The 25,538-nt window shown below is 64.6% G+C and carries 23 protein-coding genes and 1 tRNA gene; 7 read left to right on the top strand and 17 right to left on the bottom strand.

Annotated features, from left to right (window positions below; translation table 11 throughout):
* Positions 1-13 precede the first annotated feature (13 nt).
* The 14 genes from D5400_RS15795 to D5400_RS15730 form a co-directional block, all read right to left on the bottom strand.
* Positions 14-394: a DUF6362 family protein gene (locus D5400_RS15795; RefSeq protein ID WP_126010878.1), complete on the bottom strand. Its 381-nt coding sequence runs from the start codon at positions 392-394 to the stop codon at positions 14-16.
* The gene (locus tag D5400_RS15790) at positions 387-587 is read right to left on the bottom strand and encodes a hypothetical protein (RefSeq protein ID WP_126010877.1); all 201 of its coding nucleotides are present in this window, start codon (positions 585-587) and stop codon (positions 387-389) included. Before D5400_RS15790 ends, D5400_RS15795 begins: the two co-directional genes overlap by 8 nt.
* A complete protein-coding gene (locus D5400_RS15785; RefSeq protein ID WP_245451319.1) occupies positions 584-1,123 on the bottom strand; it encodes a hypothetical protein in 540 nt (179 codons plus the stop codon). The genes D5400_RS15790 and D5400_RS15785 overlap by 4 nt, the downstream gene beginning before the upstream one ends.
* Positions 1,124-1,463: 340 nt before the next feature.
* Entirely contained in the window at positions 1,464-3,785 is a 2,322-nt protein-coding gene (locus tag D5400_RS15780) for an AAA family ATPase (RefSeq protein WP_205665473.1), read from the bottom strand.
* Positions 3,782-4,549: a PD-(D/E)XK nuclease family protein gene (locus D5400_RS15775; RefSeq protein ID WP_126010875.1), complete on the bottom strand. Its 768-nt coding sequence runs from the start codon at positions 4,547-4,549 to the stop codon at positions 3,782-3,784. The genes D5400_RS15780 and D5400_RS15775 overlap by 4 nt, the downstream gene beginning before the upstream one ends.
* Positions 4,549-4,959, bottom strand: a complete 411-nt coding sequence (locus D5400_RS21390; RefSeq protein ID WP_205665472.1) for a DUF6511 domain-containing protein — start codon at positions 4,957-4,959, stop codon at positions 4,549-4,551. Before D5400_RS21390 ends, D5400_RS15775 begins: the two co-directional genes overlap by 1 nt.
* 3 nt (positions 4,960-4,962) lie before the next feature.
* On the bottom strand, positions 4,963-6,651 hold the full coding sequence (locus D5400_RS15765; protein WP_126010874.1) for a DEAD/DEAH box helicase: 1,689 nt from the start codon (positions 6,649-6,651) through the stop codon (positions 4,963-4,965).
* 14 nt (positions 6,652-6,665) lie between these two features.
* Positions 6,666-7,289, bottom strand: coding sequence for a hypothetical protein (locus D5400_RS15760; RefSeq protein ID WP_126010873.1), 624 nt, complete (start codon positions 7,287-7,289; stop codon positions 6,666-6,668).
* Between the two features lie 101 nt (positions 7,290-7,390).
* Positions 7,391-8,266, bottom strand: a complete 876-nt coding sequence (locus D5400_RS15755) for an ATP-binding protein (RefSeq protein WP_126010872.1) — start codon at positions 8,264-8,266, stop codon at positions 7,391-7,393.
* Positions 8,266-8,601, bottom strand: a complete 336-nt coding sequence (locus D5400_RS15750) for a hypothetical protein (RefSeq protein WP_126010871.1) — start codon at positions 8,599-8,601, stop codon at positions 8,266-8,268. Before D5400_RS15750 ends, D5400_RS15755 begins: the two co-directional genes overlap by 1 nt.
* Positions 8,601-8,795 (bottom strand): hypothetical protein, encoded by a 195-nt coding sequence (locus tag D5400_RS15745; protein WP_126010870.1) that lies wholly within the window; start codon positions 8,793-8,795, stop codon positions 8,601-8,603. The genes D5400_RS15750 and D5400_RS15745 overlap by 1 nt, the downstream gene beginning before the upstream one ends.
* A gap of 84 nt (positions 8,796-8,879) precedes the next feature.
* The gene (locus D5400_RS15740; RefSeq protein ID WP_126010869.1) at positions 8,880-9,602 is read right to left on the bottom strand and encodes an RNA polymerase sigma factor; all 723 of its coding nucleotides are present in this window, start codon (positions 9,600-9,602) and stop codon (positions 8,880-8,882) included.
* Between the two features lie 99 nt (positions 9,603-9,701).
* Positions 9,702-9,947, bottom strand: a complete 246-nt coding sequence (locus D5400_RS15735) for a hypothetical protein (RefSeq protein ID WP_126010868.1) — start codon at positions 9,945-9,947, stop codon at positions 9,702-9,704.
* An 84-nt stretch (positions 9,948-10,031) separates the two neighbouring features.
* Entirely contained in the window at positions 10,032-11,984 is a 1,953-nt protein-coding gene (locus D5400_RS15730) for a hypothetical protein (RefSeq protein ID WP_126010867.1), read from the bottom strand.
* 634 nt (positions 11,985-12,618) lie between these two features.
* On the opposite strand from D5400_RS15730, the gene D5400_RS15720 reads away from it, so the two are divergent.
* The 6 genes from D5400_RS15720 (at position 12,619) to D5400_RS15700 (ending at position 20,943) form a co-directional block, all read left to right on the top strand.
* Positions 12,619-13,074: a DUF2924 domain-containing protein gene (locus tag D5400_RS15720; RefSeq protein ID WP_126010866.1), complete on the top strand. Its 456-nt coding sequence runs from the start codon at positions 12,619-12,621 to the stop codon at positions 13,072-13,074.
* Positions 13,071-13,946, top strand: a complete 876-nt coding sequence (locus tag D5400_RS15715) for a recombinase family protein (RefSeq protein WP_342635446.1) — start codon at positions 13,071-13,073, stop codon at positions 13,944-13,946. Before D5400_RS15720 ends, D5400_RS15715 begins: the two co-directional genes overlap by 4 nt.
* A complete protein-coding gene (locus D5400_RS21795) occupies positions 13,865-14,395 on the top strand; it encodes a recombinase zinc ribbon domain-containing protein (protein WP_342635445.1) in 531 nt (176 codons plus the stop codon). Before D5400_RS15715 ends, D5400_RS21795 begins: the two co-directional genes overlap by 82 nt.
* Positions 14,392-14,778, top strand: a complete 387-nt coding sequence (locus tag D5400_RS15710; RefSeq protein ID WP_126010865.1) for a hypothetical protein — start codon at positions 14,392-14,394, stop codon at positions 14,776-14,778. The genes D5400_RS21795 and D5400_RS15710 overlap by 4 nt, the downstream gene beginning before the upstream one ends.
* A gap of 334 nt (positions 14,779-15,112) precedes the next feature.
* Positions 15,113-17,803, top strand: a complete 2,691-nt coding sequence (locus D5400_RS15705; RefSeq protein ID WP_126013423.1) for a site-specific DNA-methyltransferase — start codon at positions 15,113-15,115, stop codon at positions 17,801-17,803.
* Entirely contained in the window at positions 17,803-20,943 is a 3,141-nt protein-coding gene (locus D5400_RS15700; protein ID WP_126010864.1) for a BPTD_3080 family restriction endonuclease, read from the top strand. Before D5400_RS15705 ends, D5400_RS15700 begins: the two co-directional genes overlap by 1 nt.
* Before the next feature lie 334 nt (positions 20,944-21,277).
* Here D5400_RS15700 and D5400_RS15695 read toward each other — a convergent pair.
* The 3 genes from D5400_RS15695 to D5400_RS15685 all read right to left on the bottom strand — a co-directional run bounded on the left by D5400_RS15695 (position 21,278) and on the right by D5400_RS15685 (position 24,031).
* Positions 21,278-21,367, bottom strand: a tRNA-Ser gene (locus D5400_RS15695).
* Between the two features lie 89 nt (positions 21,368-21,456).
* Positions 21,457-22,656, bottom strand: coding sequence for a polysaccharide biosynthesis/export family protein (locus tag D5400_RS15690; RefSeq protein WP_404862324.1), 1,200 nt, complete (start codon positions 22,654-22,656; stop codon positions 21,457-21,459).
* Between the two features lie 262 nt (positions 22,657-22,918).
* Positions 22,919-24,031 carry a capsular biosynthesis protein gene (locus tag D5400_RS15685; protein WP_164527911.1) on the bottom strand — a complete coding sequence of 371 codons (1,113 nt, stop codon included), beginning with the start codon at positions 24,029-24,031 and terminating at the stop codon, positions 22,919-22,921.
* Between the two features lie 207 nt (positions 24,032-24,238).
* On the opposite strand from D5400_RS15685, the gene D5400_RS15680 reads away from it, so the two are divergent.
* The gene (locus tag D5400_RS15680; protein ID WP_126010862.1) at positions 24,239-25,498 is read left to right on the top strand and encodes a capsule biosynthesis protein; all 1,260 of its coding nucleotides are present in this window, start codon (positions 24,239-24,241) and stop codon (positions 25,496-25,498) included.
* Positions 25,499-25,538: the final 40 nt, after the last annotated feature.

The raw sequence follows: 25,538 nt of genomic DNA, 5'->3' as shown, positions 1-25,538 counted from the left end.
CAACACATTGGAGTCACTGCGCATTCAGACGCGCAGCGATCTTCGTGAGCGCCAGTTGCCAGCGCCGCCACGCGGTCGTGCGATCGCACCCCAGCTCGCCGCTGATCTGCTTCCACGGCACGCGGGCCGCGCGCGACCACACGAGCTTGCGCTCCGTCTCCTCGATCCAGAGCACCCAGTCGAAGGTCTGCTCGAGCCGGGTGATCGCGGCGGCAGAGGGCCAGACCCGCATCGACTGCGGCTCCATCGCCGCGATCTCGCGGCTGGTCCGCACGATGTCGGGCCAGGTGTTGAAGTAGCCCTGCGCCTTCACCGGCGGCAGCTTGCGCAGGGTGCGGAACGCCTCCTCGAAATGATCGGCGACGCAGTCGGCGGTCCATTCGCGATCAGCCATGACGCGCCTCCCTCTCGGACGGGCGCGGGCCGTAGAGCTTCTCGCCCAGCTGGCGCACCAGTTCACGCTCGGGCCAGGTCAGGCGGTCGTCATCGGCGGAGACCGCGAGGACGCCCTGTTCCTGCCAGCCCTCGCGCTTGACCTGCTCGGGATCGCGGCGCCGACCGCCGTAGCCATGGGGGTGCCATCTCATGCCACACCTCCCTTCGTCTCGATCGCCCAGAGCAGGATGGCGATGGCGTCGGCCTCGTTGTCGTCAGCGGGGCAGAAGCCGCGGGCGCGGACGGCGGCGACCATGGCGGCCTTGTCGGCGTTGCCCTTGCCCGCGGCATGGCGCTTGATCGTGCCGACCGGGACGCCCTCGTAGGGCACGCCGCGCAGCTCGGCCCATGCGGTCAGCGTGGCCATGAGCCCGCCATAGATGTGGCTCGCGTCGGTGCCGGCGTGACGGCGGACTTCCTCGAACCAGATCGCGGCGACCGGACCGGACAGCCGGTCGATCTCGGTCAGCCAGTTGGTGAAGCGCAGGTAGCGCATGCCGCCGCCGTCGAAGCGGCCCGGGCGCAGCGAGACGGTCCCACTGGTGATCAGACCATCGTGGCCGCGGATCGCCCAGCCGGTCGAGGTGCCGAGGTCGAGCGCGAGAATGCAGCGGTTGCGGGGGGCGTCGAGCGGCAGCGATTCAAACCTTGCGCCGTCGCAATTCGGGATCAGAGTCGGCTGAGCCATGATGGGTCTCCTTTGCCGGTGGCCTGTGGTGGTGGAAGACGACGGCGGTCTGGTGCTTGGCGGTACGGGGCCGCCGTCGTCGGATCGGGAAGCACAACAGACCGTCGCGGCGGCGCGCGCGGCTGACCCGGACGTATGGGAGGAGTGGCCAACCCTGCGGGGTGGCCCTCCCATACGTAGTATGGGGGTTTGACACCTAACTGTTCCGGGGAGGACAAGTGGCTGAAATCATTGCGGAATAAGACTTCATGAAGTCTTCGGGCATGAGTCAGGGACCTAACTCTTATTTGCCCGTAACCCATTGATTTCGTTGAGTGCACAGTTGGCGCTGTCATATGAGTCAGGCCTCACTCATATGAGTTAGATCGTCCTCCAGCCCCTCCGGGTAGACCCAGACGGCGGGGTTTTCGACCTGCAGGCAGAGCCCGGATTGGGGGCATTTGAAGTGGCTGGGCAGGACCGGACGGACCTCGGCGGTGACCTCGCCGGTGTCCGGATCGACATGCTCGACGGGCGCGCCGAACTGCATGCCCTCGACGCAGAGATAGCCGAACCGGGACCGGGTGACGGGAAAGCCGAACCCCAAGGGGTCGCGCAGGAACTTCACGAAGCCCTTGGTCGCCAGCACGCTGAGGCGCTCGCGGATGGTGTGCTTGCTGCCGAGACCGCCCCGGTTCTCGAAGGTCTCGGCGAACTGCATCGCGGTGTAGAGGCGCTCGCTCGCCGCCTCATCCAGCAACATTCCGAGGATGACATCGTGCTTGCGCAGCCGCTCGGCATCGAGCTTTGCGCCGACCTCCTTGCGCACCAGGCGCTCGTTCAGCGGGTTCAACTCGACCCATTCGCCCTTCACCTTGTCGATCAGCTTGCCCGGCAGCGCGGGGCCGTTCCGAAGCTCGATCTCCAGCCTGCGGACGGTGCTGTCCTCGTCTGGCCGGTGCATGAGCAGCCCCGAGGTGTAGAAGCCGCGCAGCGCGCTGGCGCCGGAGAGGGCGAGGAAGGGATCGTCCTTGACCTGATGCTTGCTGGCCTTGCGGGTGTGGTGGGCGAGGATGACGCCCGCGTCCGGATTGACCTCCTCGCGCAGAAGCTCCACCCGGTCCTTCAGGAAGAACATCATGGCGGTGTTGTCATTCTCGCCACCGCCCTCGGGACCGCCGTCGAAGAGGTTGCGGATCGGGTCGATGACGATGATGTCGGGCGGCGCGGCGGCGAATGCGGCCCGGATCGCCTCGGCCACGCGGGCGACGCCCTCCGCGTCGAGCAGCAGCTTCAGCTTAGGCGTGGCGATGAAGGTGTCGCGCGCGGCGGCGATCACGGCGGCGGGCAGCGCGATCTGCTGCATGCGCTCGCGCAGGTAGTGATACTGGATCTCGGCCTGCAGATAGAACACGCGCAGCGGCCGGGGCGGCGTGAAACCGAGGAACGGCACGCCAGCGGCCATGTGGACGAGCCAGGAGATCAGGAAGTCGCTCTTGCCGACCTTGGGCGCGCCGCCAAGCACCAGGAGCCCGCCCGGCGTCAGCACGCGCGGCCCGATGATGTCCTCGGGCATGGGGCTCGTGTCGTCGAGCAGAGCGCCGAGGCTGAAGGTCGGCAGCGGGCTGATCGAGACACCCGCGTGGGCCGCGCGCAGGAGCGGCGGACCGTTGCGCTTCACATGTAGCGCCCAGAGGCGTTCGGACTCGGCCTGCAGCCGATCGAGCGGCCAGGACGGGCGCAGCATGGCGGCGTTGTAACCGCAGATCGCCTCCCAGCCCGCGAAGGGGTCGAGGCGGCCCTCGTGGACGAGGCGTACGTAATGGCCGATGGCGGCGCTGGCCCCCTGGAAACGGGACCAGTCATCGACCGCGCCTTCGCGCACCGGCGTGGTGAGCACCGCGTCGATACCGGGCTTAGCGGTCGGCGCAGCAACGTCGCTGGCGAAGCCCACGCCGGGCAGCGGCGGCATCTCCGCGACCCTCTCGTCGAAATCCGCAAGATCCACCTCGACGTCGCGATGTTCGCGGATCTGCACGAGGCGTTGATGACCGTGCTTGTGATAGACCGTGCCGGGCACCCGGATCGGCTGGTGTGCCGAGCGGAAATGCGTGTCGCCGCCGACCTTCACGGCGATCTCGCCGCGCAGGCGGCAGAGGGTGGCGAGGTCGTCGCCTTCGGCCGGTTCGGTCAGTTTCCACCAGACATGGAGCTTGGCCGCACCCTCGGGCGTACGCCCGCCGCTTTCGATGATGAGCGTGGGCGCGCCGAGGTGGCGGGTGACATGGTCCAGCTTGGCCGGGATGTCGCCCGCGTCCAGATCGACGACGATGGCCTGCATCTGCAGCACGTCGGCGGCGCGGGCCTGCCCCTGTTCCTCGACCGTGCCGGGGATAACATAGACGGCGGCGCCCTCGCGGTTCGCCCAGGCGGCGAAGGTCGCGAGTTTTCCCGGCGCCGTGTCGTCAGCTGGGATCCAGATGTTGTGCGGCTTGCCGTCTCGGCCCTGACCCTTGTCGACGAAGCCGCGGAGCGGGATCAGCCCCTCGCACCAGCTGAACACGGTGTCGAGGAAGACGGCGATCTGCGCGGGGTCGGGGTCGCAGCCGAAAGGGTTCTCGGACGGCGGCCCGTCGTTGAAGTCCATCCACGGGTTGAAATGCAGGATGCCGTCGTCGCTCATGCCGGCAGCCCCCAGCAGCGCTCGGACCAGGGGCAGAAGCGACATTCGAAGAAGTCGGGCGTGGTGGCGACGCGCGGCAGAAGCTCGCCCGCATCGGTCGCCTGCAGGATCCGCACGCCCCGGTCGGACATGCGCTGCGCGAGATCGGCGTCGAAGGGCACCAGCTCATGGTGCATCTCGGCCGTGTCCTTGTTGATCGCGGTGAACACGGCGGGCGCGGCGCTGATGCCGGGCACGCTGGTTTCCATGTAGGCCTGGTAGACCGCGATCTGGGCGGCATAGACCGGCTTCGATTTGGTCACACCGTCCTTGACGCAGGCGCGCCAGTTCTTGGCGTTCATCGTCTTGCATTCCCAGAGCGCGGGAACGGCCAGGCCAAAACCTTCTGGCCCCGCGGCGATGATGCCGTCGACATGACCGCGAATGCGCCCGCCCGCGACCGAGAACCCGAACTGGCCGCCATCGGGCCGGTTGCCCTTGCGGGTATAGAGGTCGAAGCCCGCGCCGCGCAGCCAGGCGACGGCCAGATCCTCGAGCGCATGGCCTATGGCGAAGATGCGCAGCGACTGGCCGCTGAAGTCCTGGCCCTCGTCCTTCGGCGTCGTGGTGAACTCGAACTGCAGGGCGCGCTCGCAGGCATGGCCGAGACGCGAGCCGCCGAGGTAGTCGCGGGGCGGCCGCGTCGCCTGATCGGCGGTGAGCGCCCGATCGACGGCGGCGTTGACCCGGTCGGCGAAGCTGGGGCGATGGTTGTAGTCCAGCATCAGAACGGCACCTCCGGCGTCTGCGCCCGGGCGATGTCGGACATGGCCTCGCGGAAGCCCTCGACGGCTTCCTCGATCAGCGCGCGCACCTGCGCCTCGGTCAGCTCGGCAAGCGGTGTGGCCCAGCCGATCTCGTCCATCAGCAGCGCCACGCGCTTCATGGTGGCGGTGACGGCAGCGCGCTCTTCCTCGGTCAGGTCAACCATGGCGAAACGCTCCCGCGCCAAGCGCGTCCAGAAGGACTGGCAGGGCATCGAGCAGAACCAGACCGAGGGCCGGGGCCGCTTCGACCGGTGCGGATCGAACCAGCCAAAACCACGGGTGGGTTGCCGGCAGACAGCACAGAGCGTTCCACGCGGATGCCAGAGCCGCCGCCGGTCCTCGGCCGGGATGGGGGTGGAAGTGGACATGGGTCATGCCGCCCTCCGTTCGGGCCGGGCGGCCGTGTCGATCAGCTGGCGGATGGCGCGCTTGTTGAAGCCGAAGGTCATCAGCGCCGAGGCGCGATAGCGCGTCAGGCCGAAGTCATGGCGGCACTCGGGCGGCAGATACTGAAGCTGCTTTTCGGTCGGCGGCTGGCGCAACCACGAGCGGGTCTTGAAGGCGCTCTCGTCGGTCTCGTGAGTGTTCAGCCAGTCGTCGGCCTGCGCGAGGCAGACCGTGCGTTCGCCCACGCCCAGCAGATGCGGGCGTTCGCCTTTGGCCCCGCCGATGGCGTACCAGACCCCGTCCAGCCAGAAGATGCCGCCCCAGGCTTCGAAGCCCGTGGCCATCAGCGCGTCGTCCGTGCCGTAGAGGTCGACCCACGCAAAGCTGGACCGCTTCAGCAGGTCGATCTCGGTCATCATGAAGCCCGAGAGCGGCGCGGCGGCCCCGCCTTCGCCCGCATCCAGATCCTCGCGGGGGAACGCCTCACCGCAGAGCGGGCATTCGGTGGCGGCCAGGGGGATCTCCGCCTCGCAGGCAGGACAGGTCTTGGTCGGCGCTTCGCCGGTTTCGGTCTTGCCGTCGAGATCGACATCCTGTTCCAGCGTGCCGTGGATCAGGCTCGACGTCCCGAAATCCAGCACGACGCAATCGGTCTTCACGATGCCGGGGTGTTCCTCGGGATCGACGGTGCGCAGGCCGCGCCCGACCATCTGGATCATGGTGGACTTGTAGGAGCTGGGCCGCAGCAGCACGACGCAGGAGGTGGGCGGGTGGTCCCAGCCCTCGGTCAGCACCGCCACGTTGACCACGACGCGGATGCCGCCCGCCGCGTAGTCGGCGAGGATCGCCTTGCGCGTCTCGGCCGCAAGATCGCCGTGGATCAGCGCGGCGGAAACGCCCGCCGCCCTGAACGCGTCGGTGACGTGTTCGGCATGGGCGACGGTGGAGCAGAACACCACGGTCTGCCGGTCGCCCGCCTTTTCCTTCCAGTGGCGGATCACCTCGTCGGTGACGGGGGCGCGGTCCATGATGCCCGCCACCTCCGCCATGTCGAAATCCGACATGGTCTTGCGGACCGAGCGCAGTTCGTCCTGCACGCCCACGTCGATGACGAAGGTGCGGGGCGGCACGAGATGGCCCGAGGCGATCAACTCGCCCAGCCGCACCTGGTCGGCGACATTGTCGAAGACCTCGCGCAGGCCCTTCCTGTCGCCCCGGTTCGGCGTCGCCGTGACCCCGAAGATGCGGGCGTCGGGATTGGCCTCGCGCACGCGGTCGATGATGCGGCGGTAGCTGTCGGCGACGGCATGGTGCGCCTCATCCACGACCAGCAGGTCGAGGCGCGGCATGTCGGCGAGGTTCGAAGCCCGCGCCAGCGTCGGCACCATGGCGAAGGCGACCTTGCCGCCCCAGGATTTCTCCGTGGCGTCGATCACCGAAGTGGCGACGCCCGGCACCACGCGCTGGAACTTGGCGCGGTTCTGCGCCGTCAACTCGTCGCGATGGGCCAGCACGCAGGCCTTCGCGCCGTCGCCGATCATCTCGCCGGTGACCGCCGAGAGCATGATGGTCTTGCCCGCACCGGTGGGCGCCACGCCCAGCGTGTTGCCGCGGGAAGCGAGCGCAGCAACGCTGCGCTCGACGAAGGTCTTCTGGCGGGGGCGCAGGCGCATGGCCGGTCTCCCCCTTACTGCGCCCAGCTCGGCCGACCGGCGGCGCCGGGGGCGGACGCGGGCTGGCTGGGCTGAGTGGCCGTGGCGGACTGCTGGGGGGCGTGGCCCTGCGCCGGGGCGGTGGCGAACTGCGGTGCGACCGTGCCCATCAGCGCGGCGTAGTCGCGATGATCGGGCGTGACGGCAGCGCGGATTTCGTTCTTGTCCTCGCCGTTTGTGTCGGTGCCGATGTCGATGCGGGCGATGAACTCGACGCCGTCGAGATCGCCGAAGCCGTTGATGCGGCGGCGCGCCTGCGCCTCCGGCGAGTTGTCCTTGTCCGACACGCCGCGCGCCGAATTGAGGATGCCTCGGATCAGGCCGCGGCCCATGTTGGCCCAGTCGGGGCCCTTGGGGCTGTAGAGGCCGATCAGCGACCAGATCTTGCGCCGCGCATAGGGCCCTTCGAGGACGGTGTATTCGGCGTCGAGATAGACGGCGCCGGTCGTGGCGCGGCGCGCCCACCCGCCGGTCCAGCCCTGCGACGGGTCGTCGAAGCCGCCGGGGCGGAGCGTCAGGCGCACCTTGGCGAGCGTGCCCTTCGGGATGACGTTGGTGTTGGATTGGGCGGAGTTGAAGTCGTTCCAGGGTCCGGACATTACGCGGCTCCTTTCAGTTGGAGGATGGGACGCGCAGCGGCGTCAGAAGGGGAAAGCCACCCCGGCGACCGGATCGGGACACCAGGCATGGCGAGATGCGCTCAGCCATGTCCGGGCTCCTGCGCGGGCGCGGGATCGGCCGGGGTCACCGGCGGCCAGGTCAGGCGTTCGGAGGCAGGCGCCGCGGGGCGCTGGATCTTCTCCATCAGCCGTCCGAGATGCGGGACCTCGACCCTGTCGAGGCGACCGGAGCGGTCCTTGGCGGGATAGCCCCAGGGGTTCAGCGTCTGGCAGACGAACGCGCGCTGCGGCTGGCCGTTGGCATCGGCGATGTCGGCCATGGTGATGACCTGATCGACGATCCCGGGCAGCTCGAGTCCGGTCTTCGAGCCGTCGATTTGCGGCTGAAAGACCTTGCGATTGAAGTCGTCGAGCTTCTCGTCAAGGATGCCCACGAACCAGACATGCTTGCCGCGCGTGTGTTGCAGATGGGTCAGCCACCCGATCATTTCGCGGCCGTGCAGGCCGTAGGCGCCGCGGATATCTGGCTTGCCGGTCTTCTCGGAGAACGCCTCGGGCTGGCCGCGGCACCACTGGAAGCAGAGCCGCCCGGCCACGGTGATCGAGTCGATGAAGACGGTCTCGTATTTCCCGATCACCGTGGGATCGCCGTAGCGCCCGCAGACCTCGTCGAAATGCGCCTCGCTGTAGGGCTGCTCGTCGCGCAGCGCCGGGTTTGGCCCGCCGATGAACACCGCGAAGTCGCGGCACTCCTTCCAGGTGCGGGGCCGGAGCGTGTCGATCTCCAGCCCCTCGACCGCCAGATCCCCGGCCTCGAGGTCGAGGAAGAGCGTAGTCGAGGCGTTCAGCGTCCAGAGCAGGCTGGTCTTGCCGATGCCGGATCGGCCGAAGATGACGCCCTTGATCCCCTTGCGCTGCGCGAGCCGTTCGTCGGCGCTGATGATGGGAAGGGCCATCACTGGCCCTCCTTCTTCATCACCGCCGTGGCGGCGCGATCTGCGCCGATGCACCCCGCCTCGCGGGCGAGCTTGTAGAGCCGCTTCAGCGCGTCGGCGCGGCGGTAGGCGGCCGTGCTCTCACGCTCCGCTTCCACGATCGCGAAGGCGATCTCGTCGACGGTGGCCTCGACGACCGGCAGCGGCTCGCGGGGCTCGTCGCCGGGGCGCTGGGGGAAGACGATGGTTTCGGGGAGATCTTCGAGGGCGTAGTTCACCTTTCGAAGACGGGTGATGTCGTCCGGCTGGTCCGGCATGGCAGTTCTCCGTGAGATGAGGTGATCGAGGAGGCGCATCAGGCGGCCTCGCGGGCGTCGGGCGCGGGCTCGGCGACGTAGATCGCCAGTAGCGGCGTCCCGTCGGCGTGGGTGCCGGCGTCCTCGATCTGATAGTTGCGGTTGGGCTCGCAGACCTCGGTCAGCTCCCAGCGGCGATAGAGCCCCGGAAGACGCCTGAAATCCTCGAGCGACAGATCGGCAGTGCGGTTCATGCGTGTCTGCTTTCGGTTGGAGGGAAGGCGCTCGGGGCGCTCGAATGGGAAAAGCCACCGGCGGGACCGGATCGGGACATCGGTTCAGGGGATTTCCTCGAGGGCGTCGTGCAGCCGGCGCATCGCGCGCTGGTACCGCTTGCGGGCGGCGGCTTCGGTAAGGCCCAGATCGACGGCGACCTCGGCCTGCGAAAAACCCTCGATCGCCACGCGGATCACCAGCAGGGCGTCATCGCCGAGCAGCTTCCTCACGGCGCCGTTCAGCCGTGCGTACCCGGTTGCGCCGATCCCGCTGTCGCCGCTGTCCGCCACCTCGTCGGGATCAGCGATGCTGGCGAGATGTTCGCGTGCCTGGTCGCGCTGGCGCACGCGGATCATGTCGCGCTCGACGTTGCGCAGCACCGTGGCCGCAATCCAGTTGACGCGCCCGAGGTCGAGACCGCGGACAGCCTCGGTGGTGCGCGCCAGTACGTCGGACGCGACTTCGTCGGCGGTGCCGAGCCTGCGCCAGAGCGACCGGCGACGGATGGCGTCGAGGCCGGGCCAGAGCGCCAGCAACAGCAGCGTCAGGGCACAGTCGGACGCGGGCCCGTCACCCTGCGCCGCCCCGACCAGCGCGGAGAGGATCACGTTCTTCCGGGCCGGATCGCCGGGCGTGCGGTGCAGCCCGTCCAGCAAAGCCGCCGGATCCTGGAACGGTGCGAGGGCGGCCTGCGCACGCCTCACGGCGTCGAAACTGCGCTGGAAGTGAAGGTTGGAGGATGAGTGCATGAGGTGATCACGGATCTCGTGCCACGCGAAGGACATCGGACGCCTGCCTTGCGGCCAGGCGTCCGGCGCCTTCTCGTGGCCAGGTCAGGACGTCGCGCGTCTCTGCGATTTCAGGGGGTTGGGTGAATGCGCGCGTCAGCGCGCGGGTGCGGTCGCGTTGTTCAGCGAGCCGCAGCCGCGGCAGGTGGCCTGCACCGGGAAGCCCACGAGATACTCGTGCCCCCGCGCGAAGCGCAGGTGCATCCGGCCGTCCCGGCAGAGGCCGAGCAGCTTTTCACAGCGCGTGCAGCGCCATTCCGAGTTGGAGGTGGTGGGTTTGGTCGTCGCGGCGCCGGCCCAGCTCGTCGGGGCTGCCTGGCGCGAGGGAAAGGGAGTCGGCATGGAAGTGCTCCTCTGATGTGGAGCCCTTCCAATAATCAGCGGTTTGTTAGACCGTCCCGCCCGAAACCCTAGATGAACTCTAGATCACGCGTTGTCGGTCGCCTCGCCGAGACGCCAATAGCGATTGCTCGAGCCGTGCCGGATGTAAGTCGGATGCGCCTTCGCCCATGCGCCGGAAGAGAACAGCTGTCTGGGATTGTCGGACCCCATCCCGTCCATCAGGACCTTGGTCAGCCGCTGGCCTGTGCCATCGGTCGCCGCTTCAACAAGGCTTTCGAAGAGTTGGATCTGGCCCACGCCGTCGAGCGTGAGCGGCTCGAGACCAGGGATGATGAGCGTCGCAGAGCGAGGCGTGTGTCGCACAACCTGAGCGACTTGCGCAGAGGTCGCCAGCGTTCGGTTTGCCTCGAAGCGCCGGGCCATTTCCTCTCGGTCCAGATCGCCGAGGCTTCCGTCGTTCAGCAGCAGGTCTCGCAGCGCGATAACGACGTTCGGCCCGAGGAATTGCGGCGGCTCATCGGAAACGGCGAGTACGAGACCGGGGCCCGCCGTATGCCGCGACCGAAGCGCAGTCTCCACACTCTCGCGGGCTTTCAGATCGGCAAGGCGGCGCGCCAGGTAAAGTGGGACCTTTCGCTCACCCAGTGCCATCGGCCCAAGCGAGACGAGGAACTCGTTGATGGTTTCGATGTTCCTGATGCCGAGAGAGCCAGCTATCGCCTTGAGGATGGTTTCGGCGAGCCATGCTCGATCGATCCCGTACTCGATCGCCTTGGTGTCGAGACGCAATCCATCCGCCTCTCCAAAGGAACCGGTTTGTCGAACCGTCCCTGGCTCCGGACCCGTTTGCTGCTCAACTTCGACAACCTCATCGTCATCCTCGGCGAGCCCAATCACCTGCCGCCCTTTGCGGGCAATCAATCTCGCACTCACCAGGCGGGCTGGATCGACGCCCGCGGAGTTGAAGAACGCACCTGCAACAGTGTCGCCGGGCAGGTCGTACAGCGACAGAAGAAAGCCGAACCACTGCGCCCGTTCCTGATCGGTGAGTGTCCGCAGGTTCTGCGTAAGACCCCAGTGTTCGAGCAGTCGGAACCCGAGGTCCCGAAGGAACGGATCGCGCATGCTCTGCACGTCCGAACTACTGCCATCCGAGATCGAGACCCGGAAGGTTCCCTCCTTTCCGTCCGATCGACGGGTGTAACCAATTGCGATGGCGACTTTTGTGAAGCCGAAACTCCGGATCAGGGTCGCTGAATTGGAGACGTATTTCCGGACAACGTCCTCCATCTTGTCCTTTATGGTCACCTTGATGTTCAGTCTTCGGCCCCACGAGCCGAGGCGGACCTCGGCCTCGACTACCGCCGCCATCGTGATCTCGACGTCCTCGAGATCCGGACAATCCAGATCGAAGGAAGACCTGAAGCGTTCGAGGTTGAATTCCCGGCGGGTCAACGGCTTGGCCGACGGCGGGCGCCCTAGAACGACCTCCGCGAAGACCTTAGAGGTCTTTTCGCGAACGTCGCTGCTGGCAGACGCGACCTCGATTTTCTTCAGCTGGGGTGTGTAGATCAGGACAGCCTCATGCGAGGGCCTGTAGTAATGGACGGTCCAGCCCCCTTCCTCGCGATGATTGTCGATACTCGACAGGGGCCCGGGATGGCGCAGGGCGACCATGAAGGACGGCGGATAGTTGGCGGTCTCGGGCAATTCGAGGACGGACGCGGTGACCTTGCCCTTCAGTCCCAGAGCTTCCTGAACAGCGTCACAGAGCTTCTCGTCAGGAATTCCGTCTGTGTCGGCAACAGAAGCGTGGTCGAAGTCCACCTCGCAGCATGTGTAGTACGTCCGCCGTTCCCGATAGCGCCGCGCGGCATAGAAGCTCTGGGCGTCGTGAAAGTGCATCGGGAAGACCGTGCGCATCCAGATGCTCTTGCACAGCAAGTCAGGCTGGGACTCATACTGGTCGTAGTCGACATTCTGCAGCCGTTGCCCCGCAACCGTATCGAGTGAGGTCGCTCCCTTGTCCTGGCCCATGTCGAGCAGAGCGCCAGCGATGCCCTCAAGTAGCCCGATGATTTCCTTGTCCTCCGAACGCAGGTACGCACTCAGCGCTGCCTTGCCCTGATCATCGGTCGTGCCCTCAGTGATTTCCGGCGGAGCGAGAAGAGTGTCGTCGGGCCGTTTGAAGCTGGCGAGAAACTGCCGGACCAGCGCAGCGGGGGCGCCCTGAAGGATACTCCCGAGGTTCGGTCCGAATTCGCTCTTCCTCCGCGCCATGAACTCACCTCAATGAACAACTGCTCTCGATTGATTCAACCCACGATAATCATGGACGTATCCGTGATCGGCAAGCCCTGATGTTCTCTCCCTGTTCGAATTTCTGCATTCCGTTCTTCTGAGATGTCCCGTCCCGGGCGGCTGGGTGGCTTTTGATCGGTAACGACACCACCGAGCATAGCCACCGAGACATGAAACGCCCGAACCCGCTCCCTCCCGACCACATGACACCCGCCGAGCGCCGCACTGAGCTGTGCGGCCTGCTGGCGCTCGGGCTTGTTCGGTTGCGCATGCGGGAGAAGGGCGAAGTATCTGACGATACTGGAGAACGTTGCCTACACTATCCGCCCGACCAATGCCGTCATGCAACTCCAACTCACCGGAGAAATGCATGAACAAGCCCGATCCCATTCCCGCGCGCCTGGCCGCGCTCAAGACCACGTCGACGCCTGACCTGAAGAAGCAGTGGCGCGACCTGTTCGACAGCGAGCCGCCGCCGTTTAACCGGCGCTATCTCGAAAGCCGCATCGCCTATCGCATCCAGGAACTCGCCTATGGCGGGTTGAAGCCCGAGACGATCCGGCGGCTGGAGCGGCTGGGCGAGGAACTGGACGGCGGCGACAAGAGGAAACGCGGCATCCGCGTCGACCGCGACCGCCCCATCACCGGTACGCGGCTGCTGCGCGAATGGCAGGGCTTCGAGCAGGTGGTCACCGTCACAGCCGACGGCTTCGAATGGCAGGGGCGCCCGTACAAGTCGCTGTCCGCAATCGCGCGCGCGATCACCGGCACACGTTGGAACGGCTGGGTGTTCTTCGGGCTCAAGAACCACAGGGGGCGGCCATGACGAAGCCGCCCGGAAAATCGAAGGTCGTCCGCAAGCTGCGCTGTGCGGTCTACACGCGCAAATCCTCCGAGGAAGGGCTGGAACAGGAATTCAACAGCCTGCACGCCCAGCGAGAGGCCTGCGAGGCCTACATCGCCAGCCAGCGCTCCGAGGGCTGGGTGCTGGTCCGCGATCAGTATGACGACGGCGGCATTTCCGGCGGCACGCTGGAACGCCCTGGCCTGAAGCGGTTGCTGGAGGATATCGAGGACGGGTTGGTCGACGTGGTCGTCGTCTACAAGATCGACCGCCTCAGCCGCTCGCTGGCGGATTTCGCGAAGCTGGTCGAGGTGTTCGACCGGAACGGCGTGACCTTCGTCTCGGTCACGCAGTCGTTCAACACCACCACGTCGATGGGGCGGCTGACGCTGAACATCCTGCTGTCCTTCGCGCAGTTCGAGCGCGAGGTGACGGCGGAACGCATCCGCGACAAGGTCGCCGCCAGCCGGAAGAAGGGCATGTGGATGGGCGGGGTGCCGCCCTTCGGCTACCGGGTCGAGAACCGGAAGCTCGTCATTGACGATGAACACGCGGAGCATGTCCGCTGGATTTTCGCCCGCTTCCTCGAAATCGGCTCGGGGACGGAACTGGCGCGCGAGGTCGCAAGGCGCGGCATTCGCACGCCGCGCGGCAACCGGATCGACAAGAAGTACCTCTACCGGTTGCTCGGCAACCGCGCCTACATCGGCGAGGCGGTGCACAAGGACGACAGCTATCCTGGCGAGCACGACGCGATCATCGACCGCGAGACGTGGGACCGTGTACATGCGATCCTGCAGGAGAGCCCCGGAAGCGCGCCGCCCGTACACGCGCCGACACGCCCGCGCTGCTGAAGGGGCTACTGTTCGGGCCCGATAGCGCCGCGTTCTCACCGACGCATACGCGCAAGGGCGAAAGGCTCTACCGGTATTATGTCAGCCAGACGGTGCTGAAGCACGGGGCGGGAGCTTGTCCGGTCGGACGCGTCCCCGCAGGTGAGATCGAGGCCGCCGTAATCGACCAGCTTCGCGCCGTGTTCCGCCAGCCCGAGATCGTAGCCGGGACTTGGAAGGCGGCCCGAGCCCACGCCGACGACATCTCCGAGGCCGACGCCCGCGCGGCGCTGCACCAACTCGATCCGCTGTGGGACGAACTCTTCCCGGCCGAGCAGGCGCGAATCCTCGCGCTGCTGGTCGAGCGCGTTGACATCGGCACGCAGGGTTTTGACGTCAGGCTTCGCATCGACGGGCTCGGCACCCTCGCGCGCGAAATGGCGACCAGCGCCACGGAGCGCGCGCCATGACGAGCGCGACGCGTTCCCCCGACACCGTGACGTTGCACATCCCCTTCCGCCTCGTGAAGCGCGGCGGGCGCAAGGAGATGCACTTGCCCGCGAACGCGCAGGTCAGACGAAAGATCGACGATACCCTGATCAAGGCGTTGGCTCGCGCGTTTCGGTGGAAGAAGATGCTTGAGTCCGGGGAATTCGCCACCGTCGGCGAGCTGGCCGAGCGCGAAGGGATCGCACCGTCCTATCTCGCACGGCTGCTGCGGCTGGCCCTGCTTGCACCGGACATCGTCGAGACAGTCCTCGAGGGGCGTCAGGGGGTTGACGTGACGCTCGCCAAACTGCCGGAAACGCTTCCAGCGGCATGGGCAGAACAGCGAGAGATGCTCAAGGGTTAGACGACTTTGCGGCTGACAAAACAAGCCTCGCACAATAGGCTATCCCGATCAGCCGCTTATGCCGAAGGTTTCAGCCGTACCCATGTCCAATTCCTTGCGCGACCTCATCCTTGCAAATGTTCCTCAAGACGGCTCGACCATCGGCAACCAGGCTCTCCTTGGTGTGCTTCGAAACCAACTGTCGGATCTGGATGAAGGCGACTATCTCGCGGCCAAGGAGGCACTTGTTGCTGAGGGGTTGATTGTAAAGGGCAAGGGGCGCGGCGGCTCCGTCGCGCTGACAAACGGAAAAGCGTCCTCGGCCGCCGCGGCAGCGACGTCCAAGCCAGCCCCCGTGCCTGCCGGGAACGGAGCGGCGGCTTACGCCCATGCCGACGAGGCGGTGTTGCGTCCGGATGTGGGGGTCGAGGCGCAGTTTTCGCATCGCAAGCCGCCGAAGACGTACCGCTACGATTCCAGCCTCGCGCCGGAACTGGCGTGGGACGAGAACGGCGAGCGGCCCTTTGCGGAATGGCTGCTCGAACTGGTGGCCGAGGCCGCAGAGAAGGGAGAGATCACGGTTTTCGCCCAGCCACAGGTCTGGCAGGGCACGGAGGAGCGGTTCACCTCGCTCTCGCAATGCGCGGCGCGGCTGCGCAGCCTGACCAAGCCCTTCCTGAACTGGGCGGGCAAGGCCGAGCGGCAGCAGATAAGCGTGCCAACGCTACCGCTGTTCGTGCATGAGCGGCATTCGACGCAGGCGATCCTCGAGACACTGAAATCGCACAAGGCGCGCGGGCAGACGCTGGACCTGTTCGGGGACGTGGACCTCGACATCGCCGACCGAATGGACGCCTACGAACACAAGGGCCCGTGGACCAACCGCCTGATCCTTGGCGACTCGCTGCAGGTGATGAACTCGCTCACTGAGTACGAGGGTATGGGTGGTCAGGTTCAGATGATCTACTTCGATCCGCCCTATGGCGTGAAGTTCGGCTCGAACTTCCAGCCCTTCGTGCGAAAAAACCGGGTGGATCACGGGAAGGACGACGAGATGATCCGCGAGCCCGAGATGGTGAAAGCCTATCGGGACACGTGGGAGCTCGGCCTGCACTCCTATCTGGCCTACCTGCGTGACCGCGTGATGCTGGCGAGGGAACTGCTGACAGAGTCAGGTTCGCTTTTCGTGCAGATTTCGGACGACAACGTGCATCACGTTCGCGAAGTGCTGGACGAGGTGTTTCCGGGCGGCTTTGTCTCCCAGATCAGCTTTCAGACAACGTCGGGTTTCGAGTCGACGACGCTCCCAACGCTCGGTGATTTCCTGCTCTGGTATTCGAAGGACAAGAGTAAGGTCAAATATAACAAGGTATTTCAGCCGCAGCCGGTTGAACTCGGAAAAGGCAATGCGCGCTGGGTGCTGTTCCCTGACGGGACATATCGTGGTGTCACTGCCGCTGAAGCTCGCGGAGAGGAAGAACTGCCGAAGGACGTGCGACTATACAATCCCGATAATATTCAGTCACAGGGAGCGGCGTCCGAAACACAGCCATTCGAGCATCTTGGAAAGACCTATCTGCCAGGAGGAAACTCACACTGGAAGGCGAGTTATCCAGACGGAATGAACCGTTTGGCAGAAGCCGGTCGAATTCACGTCGCGAAGAACAGCATCCGATATCGCCGCTTCGCCGATGACTTTCCATTCCAGCAGATCGGCAACATCTGGACCGACACGATCACCGGCAACTTTACCGACGACAAGATCTACGTCGTGCAAACGGGCTTCAAGGTGATCGAACGCTGCATGCAGATGACCACCGATCCCGGCGAGTTGGTGCTGGATATCACTTGCGGTTCGGGGACCACCGCAGTCGTGGCCGAGCAATGGGGCCGCCGCTGGATCACCATCGACACTTCTCGTGTGCCGGTGGCGCTTGCTCGGCAGCGTCTGCTCACGACCACGTTCCCTTGGTACAAGTTGAAAGAGCCATCGAAAGGGCCGGCTGGCAGCTTCGTCTACGAGCGCAAGCGCAACAAGAAGGGCGAGGAAGTCGGAGGTCTAGTCCCGCGCATCACGCTCAAGTCAATCGCCAACGAAGAAGACCCCAAAATGGAGGTGCTGGTCGATCGCCCCGAGGTGAACGACAAGATCACCCGCGTTTGCGGCCCCTTCACCGTCGAAGCCACGATTCAGGCCGCGATGAGTATGGAGGAGGATGCCGATGGCGCTTCGGCGCAGCCGCAATCCTCGAGCCCACGGGCGTACCTTGACCGCATGATTGAGGTGCTGCGGCAGAGCAAGTCGCTGAACGTGCCGGGCAACGTGACGCTGCAACTCGACAATGTTCGCCCGCTTGCCGATCGCGAATATCTGCATGCCGAGGCCGTGGCGAAGAACGGCAGCGAGAAGACCATCGCCATTGCCTTCGGCCCTGAGGATGGCGCTATCGGGTCGGACTACGTGTTCAACGCGGCCATGGAGGCGATGCAGCAGGGCTTCGGTCAGCTGTTCCTGTTCGGCTTCGCGATCCAAGCCAAGGCGCGCGAGCTGCTGGAAAAGATGAAGATCCCGACCGCCTACATCGCCGTCACACCAGATGTGGTGATGTCGGATCTGCTGAAGACCTCGAAGAACAGCGAAATCTTCTCGATCACCGGCTTGCCCGATATCCGGCTGGAAAAGGCGGGAAAGCGCGACGATGGCGCGCTGCTCTATCGTGTTGTGCTGCGCGGCCTCGACATCTTCCTGCCGCACCTGATGGACACGGACCACATCGACGCCGAGAACCTGCCGTGCTGGATGCTCGACACCAATCACAACAATATGGCGTTCTATGCCAGCCAGGTGTTCTTTCCAAAGACCAGTGCATGGGACAACCTGCAGAAGTCGCTGAAGGGTCAGTTCGAGGACAGCGTCTGGTCGCATCTCGCGGGAACGGTCAGCGAACCCTTCGCGCTGGGTGACAAGAAGCGGATCGCGGTCAAGGTGATCGACGAGCGCGGCAACGAGCTGATGGCAACCCGCAGCGAAGAGGATGCCGTCTGATGCCCGAGGCCGCGCAGCAGGACGCCCCGCTCACCGTCGCCGAGGTCGAGTCCCCGATCATCAATTCGCCCTTCGTGGAACCGAAGTGCCACTGGAAGATCGAGAAGGCCAAGCCGCCCTACAAGGCCGAGGGTCGGCGCCGCGCGAGTTACTTCTACCGTGTGCCGGAACATGCCGGTCGCGGCCGCGCGAACCGCGACCAGGCCGAGCTGTTCGAGAGCCAGGCGGGTGAGGAAGTCGAGCTCGAGATCGTCAATGCCATCCGCGGCCGGGTGAAGGACTGGCGGGCGGGCGTGCACAGCGGCGGCGTCGCCTACGACGGAGCGTCCCCTGTGACGCGCGAGCTTCTGGATCTGTGGCGCAGCGATCAGCGCATGCAGCGCCTGTTCTTCGCCCAGATCGAGGCTGTCGAGACGATCATCTTCCTGGTCGAGGCCAAGGACGTCTATCGCCGAGGCCTTCCCGAAATACCCAAGGATGAGCCGGGACTTGAGGCCAAGGCTGCCGGCGTGCGCGCCTTCCTTCGCTATGCCTGCAAGATGGCGACCGGCAGCGGCAAGACGACTGTGATGGGCATGCTGGCCGCTTGGTCAATCCTGAACCGCGTCGCCTCACCCCGCGACGACCGTTTCTCGGACACCGTCCTGATCGTCTGCCCCAACGTGACGATCCGTGAGCGGCTGCAAGAACTGGACCCAGCGCTTGGCGATCTGAGCCTGTACCGAACCCGCCAGCTGGTCCCGCCCCACCGGATGGAAGAGCTGCGGCGTGGTGAGGTCATGATCGCCAACTGGCATCGGTTAGCGAAGAAAGAGACCAACTCGGTCAACGGCGACAGCGCCAAGGTCGTGAAGACCGGTGAGCCGGTCGAGGTGCTGAAGAACGCGGGCAAGGCCAACGAGAGCGTCGAGACGAAGTACTTCGAGTCTGACCAGGCCTGGTTCAAGCGCATTCGGCGGGAGCTTGGCAGTGGCAAGGGCCGGAGCCCGCACTGGTTGATCTTCAACGACGAGGCGCACCATGCCTATCGCCGGGGTGACGCAGCCACTGAGGAAAGCCTCGACGAAGACAAGGATCTCGCGAAGAAGAACGCCCGGGAGGCCACCATCTGGATCGAAGGCCTAGACCGGATCAACAAGCTGGCTGGAGGCAGTCGGCGGCGGGGGATCAATCTTTGCATCGATCTCTCCGCGACGCCCTTCTACATCCAAGGATCTGGTAACGAGGTCGGGAAGCCTTTCCCGTGGGTCGTGACAGACTTCGGGCTGCTCGATGCCATCGAATCCGGCTTGGTGAAGATCCCGCAGCTTCCGGCACGAGACGTCTCGGGTGCCGAAGAGGCAGCGTACTTCAATATCTGGCGCTGGGTTCAGGCCAAGGCGAAGGAAGATGGTCTAGGGACAACGATCACGCCCGAGATCGTGATGAATTACGCCTCGGCACCGATCAACCTACTTGCTCAGGAGTGGCACGAGCGTTTCGTCGAATGGGAGCAGCATTCGAAACAGCAACAGAAACATCCGGTGCCGCCGGTCTTTATCGTGGTTTGTCGGGATACCGCGGTGGCAAGGGAGGTGCACGACTGGTTGGCGAACGGGAATGATAGCTATGGCGTGTCACCCGCCTGGTTCCGGAATGCGCCTGGGCAGGAAGTCACAGTCCGCATCGACTCGAAAGTCATGGAGGACATCGAGGAAGGCGGGTCGAAGGACGAAACGCGGCGCCTGCGCTTCATACTCGACACCGTAGGCAAGTCGGGGTGGCCTGGCGGCAAGGTTCCCGAGGACTGGTCCGAACTCGTCCGGAAGCACAACGACAAGGTCGCGAGCGACGACAATGACGGCTCGCTCAAGTGGGTCGACGAGCGCGTCCCTCCAGGGCGAGATGTTCGATGCATCGTCTCAGTCGCGATGCTGGCCGAAGGTTGGGACGCAAATACGGTCACCCACATCGTCGGTTTGCGTCCTTTCGGTTCCCAACTCCTGTGCGAGCAGGTCGTCGGAAGGGCGCTGCGACGTAAGAGCTACGCGCTCAATGAAGAAACACAGATGTTCGCCGAGGAGACGGCGAAGGTTTTCGGTGTGCCGTTCGAGCTTATTCCTTTCAAGGTCAAGCCTGTTGGCCCACAGCCGCCTCAGCCGGACCCTAACCACATCTACTCGGTGCCAGAGAAGGCTGAGTACGAAATCAACTTTCCCGTGGTATCGGGCTACCACCAATCTGGGCAGTTTGAGGTTCACATAGATTGGAGCAAGGTGGCCAAGGTCACGCTCGACCCGATGAAGATCCCTCAAGTTGTCGAGCTGACCCCATTGACGACGCCGGACGGCAGCCTCGCCGCGTTCGGCCCAGGTGAGCGACCGATCCTGTCTCTCAAGGATTGGCGCTCCCGCTTCCGAGACCAGCAAGTCGCATTCAGGTTGGCACGGGAAATATGCGATCGATGGCAAGCCGACAACGGTGCCGAGGCCGTGCCTATCCACCAGCTGTTTCCGAAGGTCGCCTTTGCAGCCAAGCGCTTTCTTGCAGAGAAACTGGACCGCAAAGGGGACAGCCGCCCCTGTGATGTACTGCTTGTCGGAGAGTATATGCAGGCGGCCATCGGGTCTCTTTTAGAGGCCATCAAGATGGGCTCCGCGACCGACCAAGGTGAGGTCGCGATTATCCCCCAGGGAGCGGCAGGCAGGGGAAGTACGATTTACGTCGACTTCCACACTACGAAGCCGATCTATCCAGTCACCCGCTGCCATTTGAATGCGATGGTGGCTGACACGAAAAAGTGGGAGCAGAGCGCAGCGTTCCTGCTGGATAGCCATAGCGGTGTGAAGCGGTGGGTAAAGAACGACAGGTTGGGTTTCACGATTCCCTATCGTCAGCGTGGCCTGCTTGCTCGCTACATCCCAGACTTCATCGTCGTCACGGACCGCGACGAGAATGTCATCGTGGAGATCAAGGGACAAGTTACGGACGACGCCGATGCCAAGGCGAAGGCCGCAGAGCGATGGGTGGAAGCGGTCAATCGCCTCGGCGGGCACGGTGTCTGGAGGTACCTTCTGGTTGAAGATCCGGGGAGGCTTGGGATTCAGTTGAACGAGTTCACCAGCAGCAAGTGGGACGAAGGGCCGTTTCAGCTCACATAAGGGCAATGCCACAGGAGTGATGGGCGCCGAAGAAGCCGAAGAACGAGCGCGACCACTTCTAGGCTCGCGCATCCGTTGGACCGCAGTCGCATCTCGAAACGCGACCGCTGTCGAAGTGTTCAGCGGGTCACGGAAGTATGCGTTCGATTTCAGCCTCTTACAGAAATTCACCGAAACTGGCGCAGTTCACAGCTCCGGAGAATATCGGCCTTGGGAGACCGCTTCCGGGCCACCTTGCGCCGAGGCCAGTGCTCAGCCTCTCCCGCATAACCCTCGAAAACAACGGAAAAATCCGGCCGCAGGCGGATCGGGAGAACGCTTTCGCAGGGGCAAGTGGCGGAGAGGAAGGGATTCGAACCCTCGATACCGTTCCCGGTATACTCCCTTAGCAGGGGAGCGCCTTCGACCACTCGGCCACCTCTCCGTAACGCCTGTGCGTCCTAAAGAAAACTGCCGGACTAATCAATGCGCCCGGCAGGAAATTCGCGTGCAGGCGGTTGCCTGCGCTGCAATTTATTCGCTGAGCCTAACGACACCGCTTGCGACGCCGACGGGCTGCGACACGAGCGACAGGAAGCGCTGGATGTCCACGGTCGGATGGCGCGATGCGTAGATCACGTCGCGATTCTTGACCGGGAAGGTTTGGCCCGTGATGAAGCTGTCGGGATTGCGCATGTCGAACTGGTAGACGATCGGGAAGCGGCCGTTCTTGTCGGTCGCGTAACCCTTGTCCATCAGCGCCTTGAAGCGCGCGTCACCGATGAGAAGCTTCACGATCTCCGGCTCCTCGTAGCGGAACACGAAGTAGCCGCGCGCGTCGACCGATGAATCCTCGCCGCCGCCTGCAAGCGCAATCGCCTCCAGGAGGTTCAGGTCGTTCGAACCGAACGGAATGCGCGAATTGGACGACGTCTGGCCGAGGATGGTGAACGTGCGCGGATCATGCGTCACAAAGACCTGGTCGTTCGGCTGTACGAAGATGTTTTCGGACGGATCCTCGATGATCGACTTCAAGAGCACGGTGCCGGTGCTCTGGCCGCGGGTCAGCGTCACATAGGTCTCGTAGGGCTCCTGGCGCGGGCCACCGGCCTTGGCGATCACATCCATGATTCGGTCGCCGCTGAGTGACAGCGAGACCTGCTGGGAAGCGTTGACCGCGCCCGCCACCGTGACGGCGCGCGAATCGGTAGACGTCGTCGTGATGATGACGTCGGGCTCGACGGCCTTGTCACGCAGCGAGGATAGAATCGCCTGGCGCACCTGTTCGGCCGTCCGCCCGGCGAACTGGACCGAGCCGACGTAGGGGATCGGCACCCGGCCGTCCGGCTGGACGATGAGCTGCAGCGACGTCTGCTTCGATTCGGCGGTGGAGAACAGGCCGCTTTCGCCCGCCTCGAAGATCGTGACTTGGACCTGATCGCCGACACCGATGAGGGCCGTGTTGCCGGCGCTGCCGATACCGAAGCGACGGTTCAGCATGCGTGCCGTGTAGTCTGCGACCAGACGTGCGGAATAAGCGTCCACCTGGACGACATCGAAAACCGTAGCGGTGGGGCGGTTCTGTTCGGCGGCGGATTGACCGGCCGTGGATGCAATGGAGAGCGCGCTTGGGCCTTCGCCCGGCAGCGCCTGGCAACCGGCCAGAACGCCGAGGCTTGCGGTCGCACAGATGAGCTTGACGCGCAGGGCGGTCCCAGACTGTCGACTAATCAAAATGGTATGTCCTCACTCGCATTCGGTACTCGAGCCCCGCACGGCCGCATCATTAGAACGTGGTGCCCAAAAGTAAACCAAAGCCGCGATTGGCGTTCGGGAGAGGCGGCCGGTGTGTCCTTTTGGCACCAAGAATGCAAGCGCGGCCACTCCGCCAGAAGAAACGATAGAGCCTGATCGGTAAACAATGTCTTGCTGCCAAGATGCCGGGGCGGGCCCGTCACGTCCCAATAGACCACTTGGCCACCGATTGAAATGCCATTCAGAAAGGCGGTGGAGCAAGGAGGCGATCGGCAACTGCGCATGCGCCGGGGATCGCGCCTTCTCCTTCGAAGGCGCCGGGAACGAGCACGGTCGTCTTCAGGAATGTCAGAAAGTCCGACACCCTCGCCGGCGACGGTGCCAGAGGCGCCTGCCAAAATCGCTCCAGCGCCTGGTCGTCGGTGAGCCCCTCGAGATCGTAGATCGCGCTTCCCAACACCTTCACCGGCCGACCGTGGGAAAGCGCCGACAATCCGACCGTCGAATTCACGGTGACGATGCCGGCCGAGCGCTGCATCAGCCGCTCGAGATCACCGCCGTCGAGAAAAACCACGCGCTCGCAGCCATGCTGCCTTTTCAAATCCTCGATGATCGCGGCCCAGGGCGTCAGCCCATTGTCGATCGGGTGGACCTTGACCACCAGCAGCGCGTCTTTCGGCGCGTGCGCCGCAAAGGAAGAGACCACATCGGCGAGAGCCGTCCGAAGCCCGTCGCGATAGCCGTGCTGGCGGATCTGGTAGTCGGTCTCCAGCTGCAACGGAAAGAGGAAGACGCGTCCGTCATGATGCTCGATCTCGGCCAGGGCCTCGTCTCGAGCTTTGCGTCGTGCCGGACGCTTCAACGCCTTGCCGATCCAGCCGCGCCATTCGTCCAGCGTGCCGTGAAGGGCGTGGTTGCGGTAATGCGGGTAGGCAAATGGCGCGCCGACGAGATTGGCGAAATGAAAGGCCACGTCGTAGGCCGCATAGAGAAGGAAGCTCGACTTGAACGACCGCGGCTCTGCAACGGGAAATTGGGACTGCCGATCAGCCTCGAACGCAGCCGGTATGCCGGAATTTCCGCCCATGCCATTCGGCTCGATCGTCAGCAGCCCGGGCCGGAGATAGCCTTGTTCGACGATGGATATGCGAACGCCGAGATCCCGGGCAACGCCGATCGCATCCCGGTGAAACGGCCGTCCGTCGCCGAGGCAGACGAGATCGGTGATCGCCCCGTCTTTCATGATCGCACGCGCGGTCTCCGGCCAGTCTTCAGGTGGCTTTCGAAATGCGATGTAGTCGCCCGCGCCCTGCAACCAGAAGAGCCGGTCGCCGGGACAGGTGCCGACCCTCAACGTCTCGGCACCTGAGCGCCTCAACTCACGCGCAACACGGGCGAAAAAGGGAGAGGAGGGGCCTTGCAGGAAAAGGAAACGGCGCACTGGCAGGCGATCTGTCATTTTAGGGATGGGTAAACGCGCCAGGCGCGCACATGGCATTTAACATTGCACGCGCGGTCGGCCTGTGCAATCGACGGGCGCCGATCCACCGCAGCTTGCGCAATGTCTGATACCAAACGCCTGACGATCCTTTTTCTCCAGGGCCACCCATCGCGCTTCTGGAGCGCGCTTGGCGATGGCCTGGATGCGGCCGGCCACCGCGTGCTGAAGATCAATTTTTCGCTCGGCGATCGCGTCTTCTGGCGCCGCAAGGGTGCCTTCGACTACCGCGGACGCATGGGGAATTGGGGCGCCTGGCTGACCGATTTCATCCGGACCAAAGGTGTCACCGACATCTATTATTACGCCGACCGTTTGCCCTATCATGCCGAAGCGCTGGAAATTTCGCGGTCGCTTGGCGTGCGCTGTTGGGCGGTCGAATTCGGTTATCTGCGTCCGGACTGGCTGACCTTCGAGCCCGAGGCGATGGGCGCGCGCTCGCTCTTTCCGAAGACGCGTGAAGGCATCGCCGAGCGTGCCGAGCGCCATGTCCTGCCGGATCTGCGGCCGCGCTATCACCACACCTTCTCCGAGGAAGCCTTCGGCGAGGTCACCTTCGCGCTGCTCTCGGAAGTGGGGCGGCCGGCCTATCCCTTCTATCGGTCCGATCGCTACTATTGGCCGGGCTTCGATTATCTAGCCTGGCTCGTCGTTCTGGCGGGCGAATTGCGCGCGAAGCGTCGCGCGGGTGAAGTCGAAGCGCGGCTCATGCGCGACAATGCCCCCTACAACATGGTTGCGATGCAGTTGCAGCAGGATTACCAGATTCGCGCGTCGTCACCCTATGATCACCTGGAAGAATTTCTCGAAGAGATCGTCTCGTCTTTTGCCCAAAACGCGCCGGCGGACCGGCGGTTGCTCTTCAAGATGCACCCGCTCGACAACGGGCTCGAGAACTGGCCGCGCCGGCTGAAGCGGCTGGAAAAGCGCTACGGCATCGTCGGACGCACCGATCTCATCCGTGGCGGAGATCTCGGCAATCTCATCCGCTCGTCGCAGGGCGTCATCTACGTGAATTCGACCGTCGGCCTGCACTGCATCATGAACCGTAAGCCGTCCATCGCAATGGGCTCGGCCGTATTCGACATCGATGGGCTGACCCACCAGGGCGGCATCGATAGCTTCTGGCGCGATCCGGAGCCCGTGGATGGGCCTTTCCTCGAACTCTTCCTGCGGGCATTGATGGATATTCAGGTGCGCGGCACATTCTACGGCGAAGAGGGCAGGGAAGCCGCCATCGCCGAGATCGTCCGGCGCATGGATGCCTTGGCGGAGAGCGGCGAAACCGGATACGGCCTGCCGCCGCTGCCGCTCGCGCACTGAGCGTTTTCAGGTGAAGTGGCCACGATCCACCGTCCGGAAA

Origin of the sequence: Georhizobium profundi, from assembly GCF_003952725.1 — a bacterium.
Lineage (GTDB): Bacteria > Pseudomonadota > Alphaproteobacteria > Rhizobiales > Rhizobiaceae > Georhizobium > Georhizobium profundi.
The sequence above is the reverse complement of the archived record's forward strand: the minus strand, read 5'-3'. Positions and strand labels throughout refer to the sequence as shown.

Excerpts from the sequence above, each read along its gene's own strand:
- D5400_RS15755 (WP_126010872.1), bottom strand. The coding sequence starts at position 8,266 with ATGGCCCTTCCCATCATCAGCGCCGACGAACGGCTCGCGCAGCGCAAG.
- D5400_RS15710 (WP_126010865.1), top strand. The coding sequence starts at position 14,392 with ATGACGAGCGCGACGCGTTCCCCCGACACCGTGACGTTGCACATCCCC.
- D5400_RS15780 (WP_205665473.1), bottom strand. The coding sequence starts at position 3,785 with ATGAGCGACGACGGCATCCTGCATTTCAACCCGTGGATGGACTTCAAC.
- D5400_RS15765 (WP_126010874.1), bottom strand. The coding sequence starts at position 6,651 with ATGCGCCTGCGCCCCCGCCAGAAGACCTTCGTCGAGCGCAGCGTTGCT.
- D5400_RS15745 (WP_126010870.1), bottom strand. The coding sequence starts at position 8,795 with ATGAACCGCACTGCCGATCTGTCGCTCGAGGATTTCAGGCGTCTTCCG.
- D5400_RS15795 (WP_126010878.1), bottom strand. The coding sequence starts at position 394 with ATGGCTGATCGCGAATGGACCGCCGACTGCGTCGCCGATCATTTCGAG.
- D5400_RS15785 (WP_245451319.1), bottom strand. The coding sequence starts at position 1,123 with ATGGCTCAGCCGACTCTGATCCCGAATTGCGACGGCGCAAGGTTTGAA.
- D5400_RS15715 (WP_342635446.1), top strand. The coding sequence starts at position 13,071 with ATGACGAAGCCGCCCGGAAAATCGAAGGTCGTCCGCAAGCTGCGCTGT.
- D5400_RS15730 (WP_126010867.1), bottom strand. The coding sequence starts at position 11,984 with ATGGGCCAGGACAAGGGAGCGACCTCACTCGATACGGTTGCGGGGCAA.
- D5400_RS15720 (WP_126010866.1), top strand. The coding sequence starts at position 12,619 with ATGAACAAGCCCGATCCCATTCCCGCGCGCCTGGCCGCGCTCAAGACC.
- D5400_RS21390 (WP_205665472.1), bottom strand. The coding sequence starts at position 4,959 with ATGTCCACTTCCACCCCCATCCCGGCCGAGGACCGGCGGCGGCTCTGG.
- D5400_RS15750 (WP_126010871.1), bottom strand. The coding sequence starts at position 8,601 with ATGCGCCTCCTCGATCACCTCATCTCACGGAGAACTGCCATGCCGGAC.
- D5400_RS15740 (WP_126010869.1), bottom strand. The coding sequence starts at position 9,602 with ATGTCCTTCGCGTGGCACGAGATCCGTGATCACCTCATGCACTCATCC.
- D5400_RS15790 (WP_126010877.1), bottom strand. The coding sequence starts at position 587 with ATGAGATGGCACCCCCATGGCTACGGCGGTCGGCGCCGCGATCCCGAG.
- D5400_RS15700 (WP_126010864.1), top strand. The coding sequence starts at position 17,803 with ATGCCCGAGGCCGCGCAGCAGGACGCCCCGCTCACCGTCGCCGAGGTC.
- D5400_RS15680 (WP_126010862.1), top strand. The coding sequence starts at position 24,239 with ATGTCTGATACCAAACGCCTGACGATCCTTTTTCTCCAGGGCCACCCA.
- D5400_RS15760 (WP_126010873.1), bottom strand. The coding sequence starts at position 7,289 with ATGTCCGGACCCTGGAACGACTTCAACTCCGCCCAATCCAACACCAAC.
- D5400_RS15775 (WP_126010875.1), bottom strand. The coding sequence starts at position 4,549 with ATGCTGGACTACAACCATCGCCCCAGCTTCGCCGACCGGGTCAACGCC.
- D5400_RS15735 (WP_126010868.1), bottom strand. The coding sequence starts at position 9,947 with ATGCCGACTCCCTTTCCCTCGCGCCAGGCAGCCCCGACGAGCTGGGCC.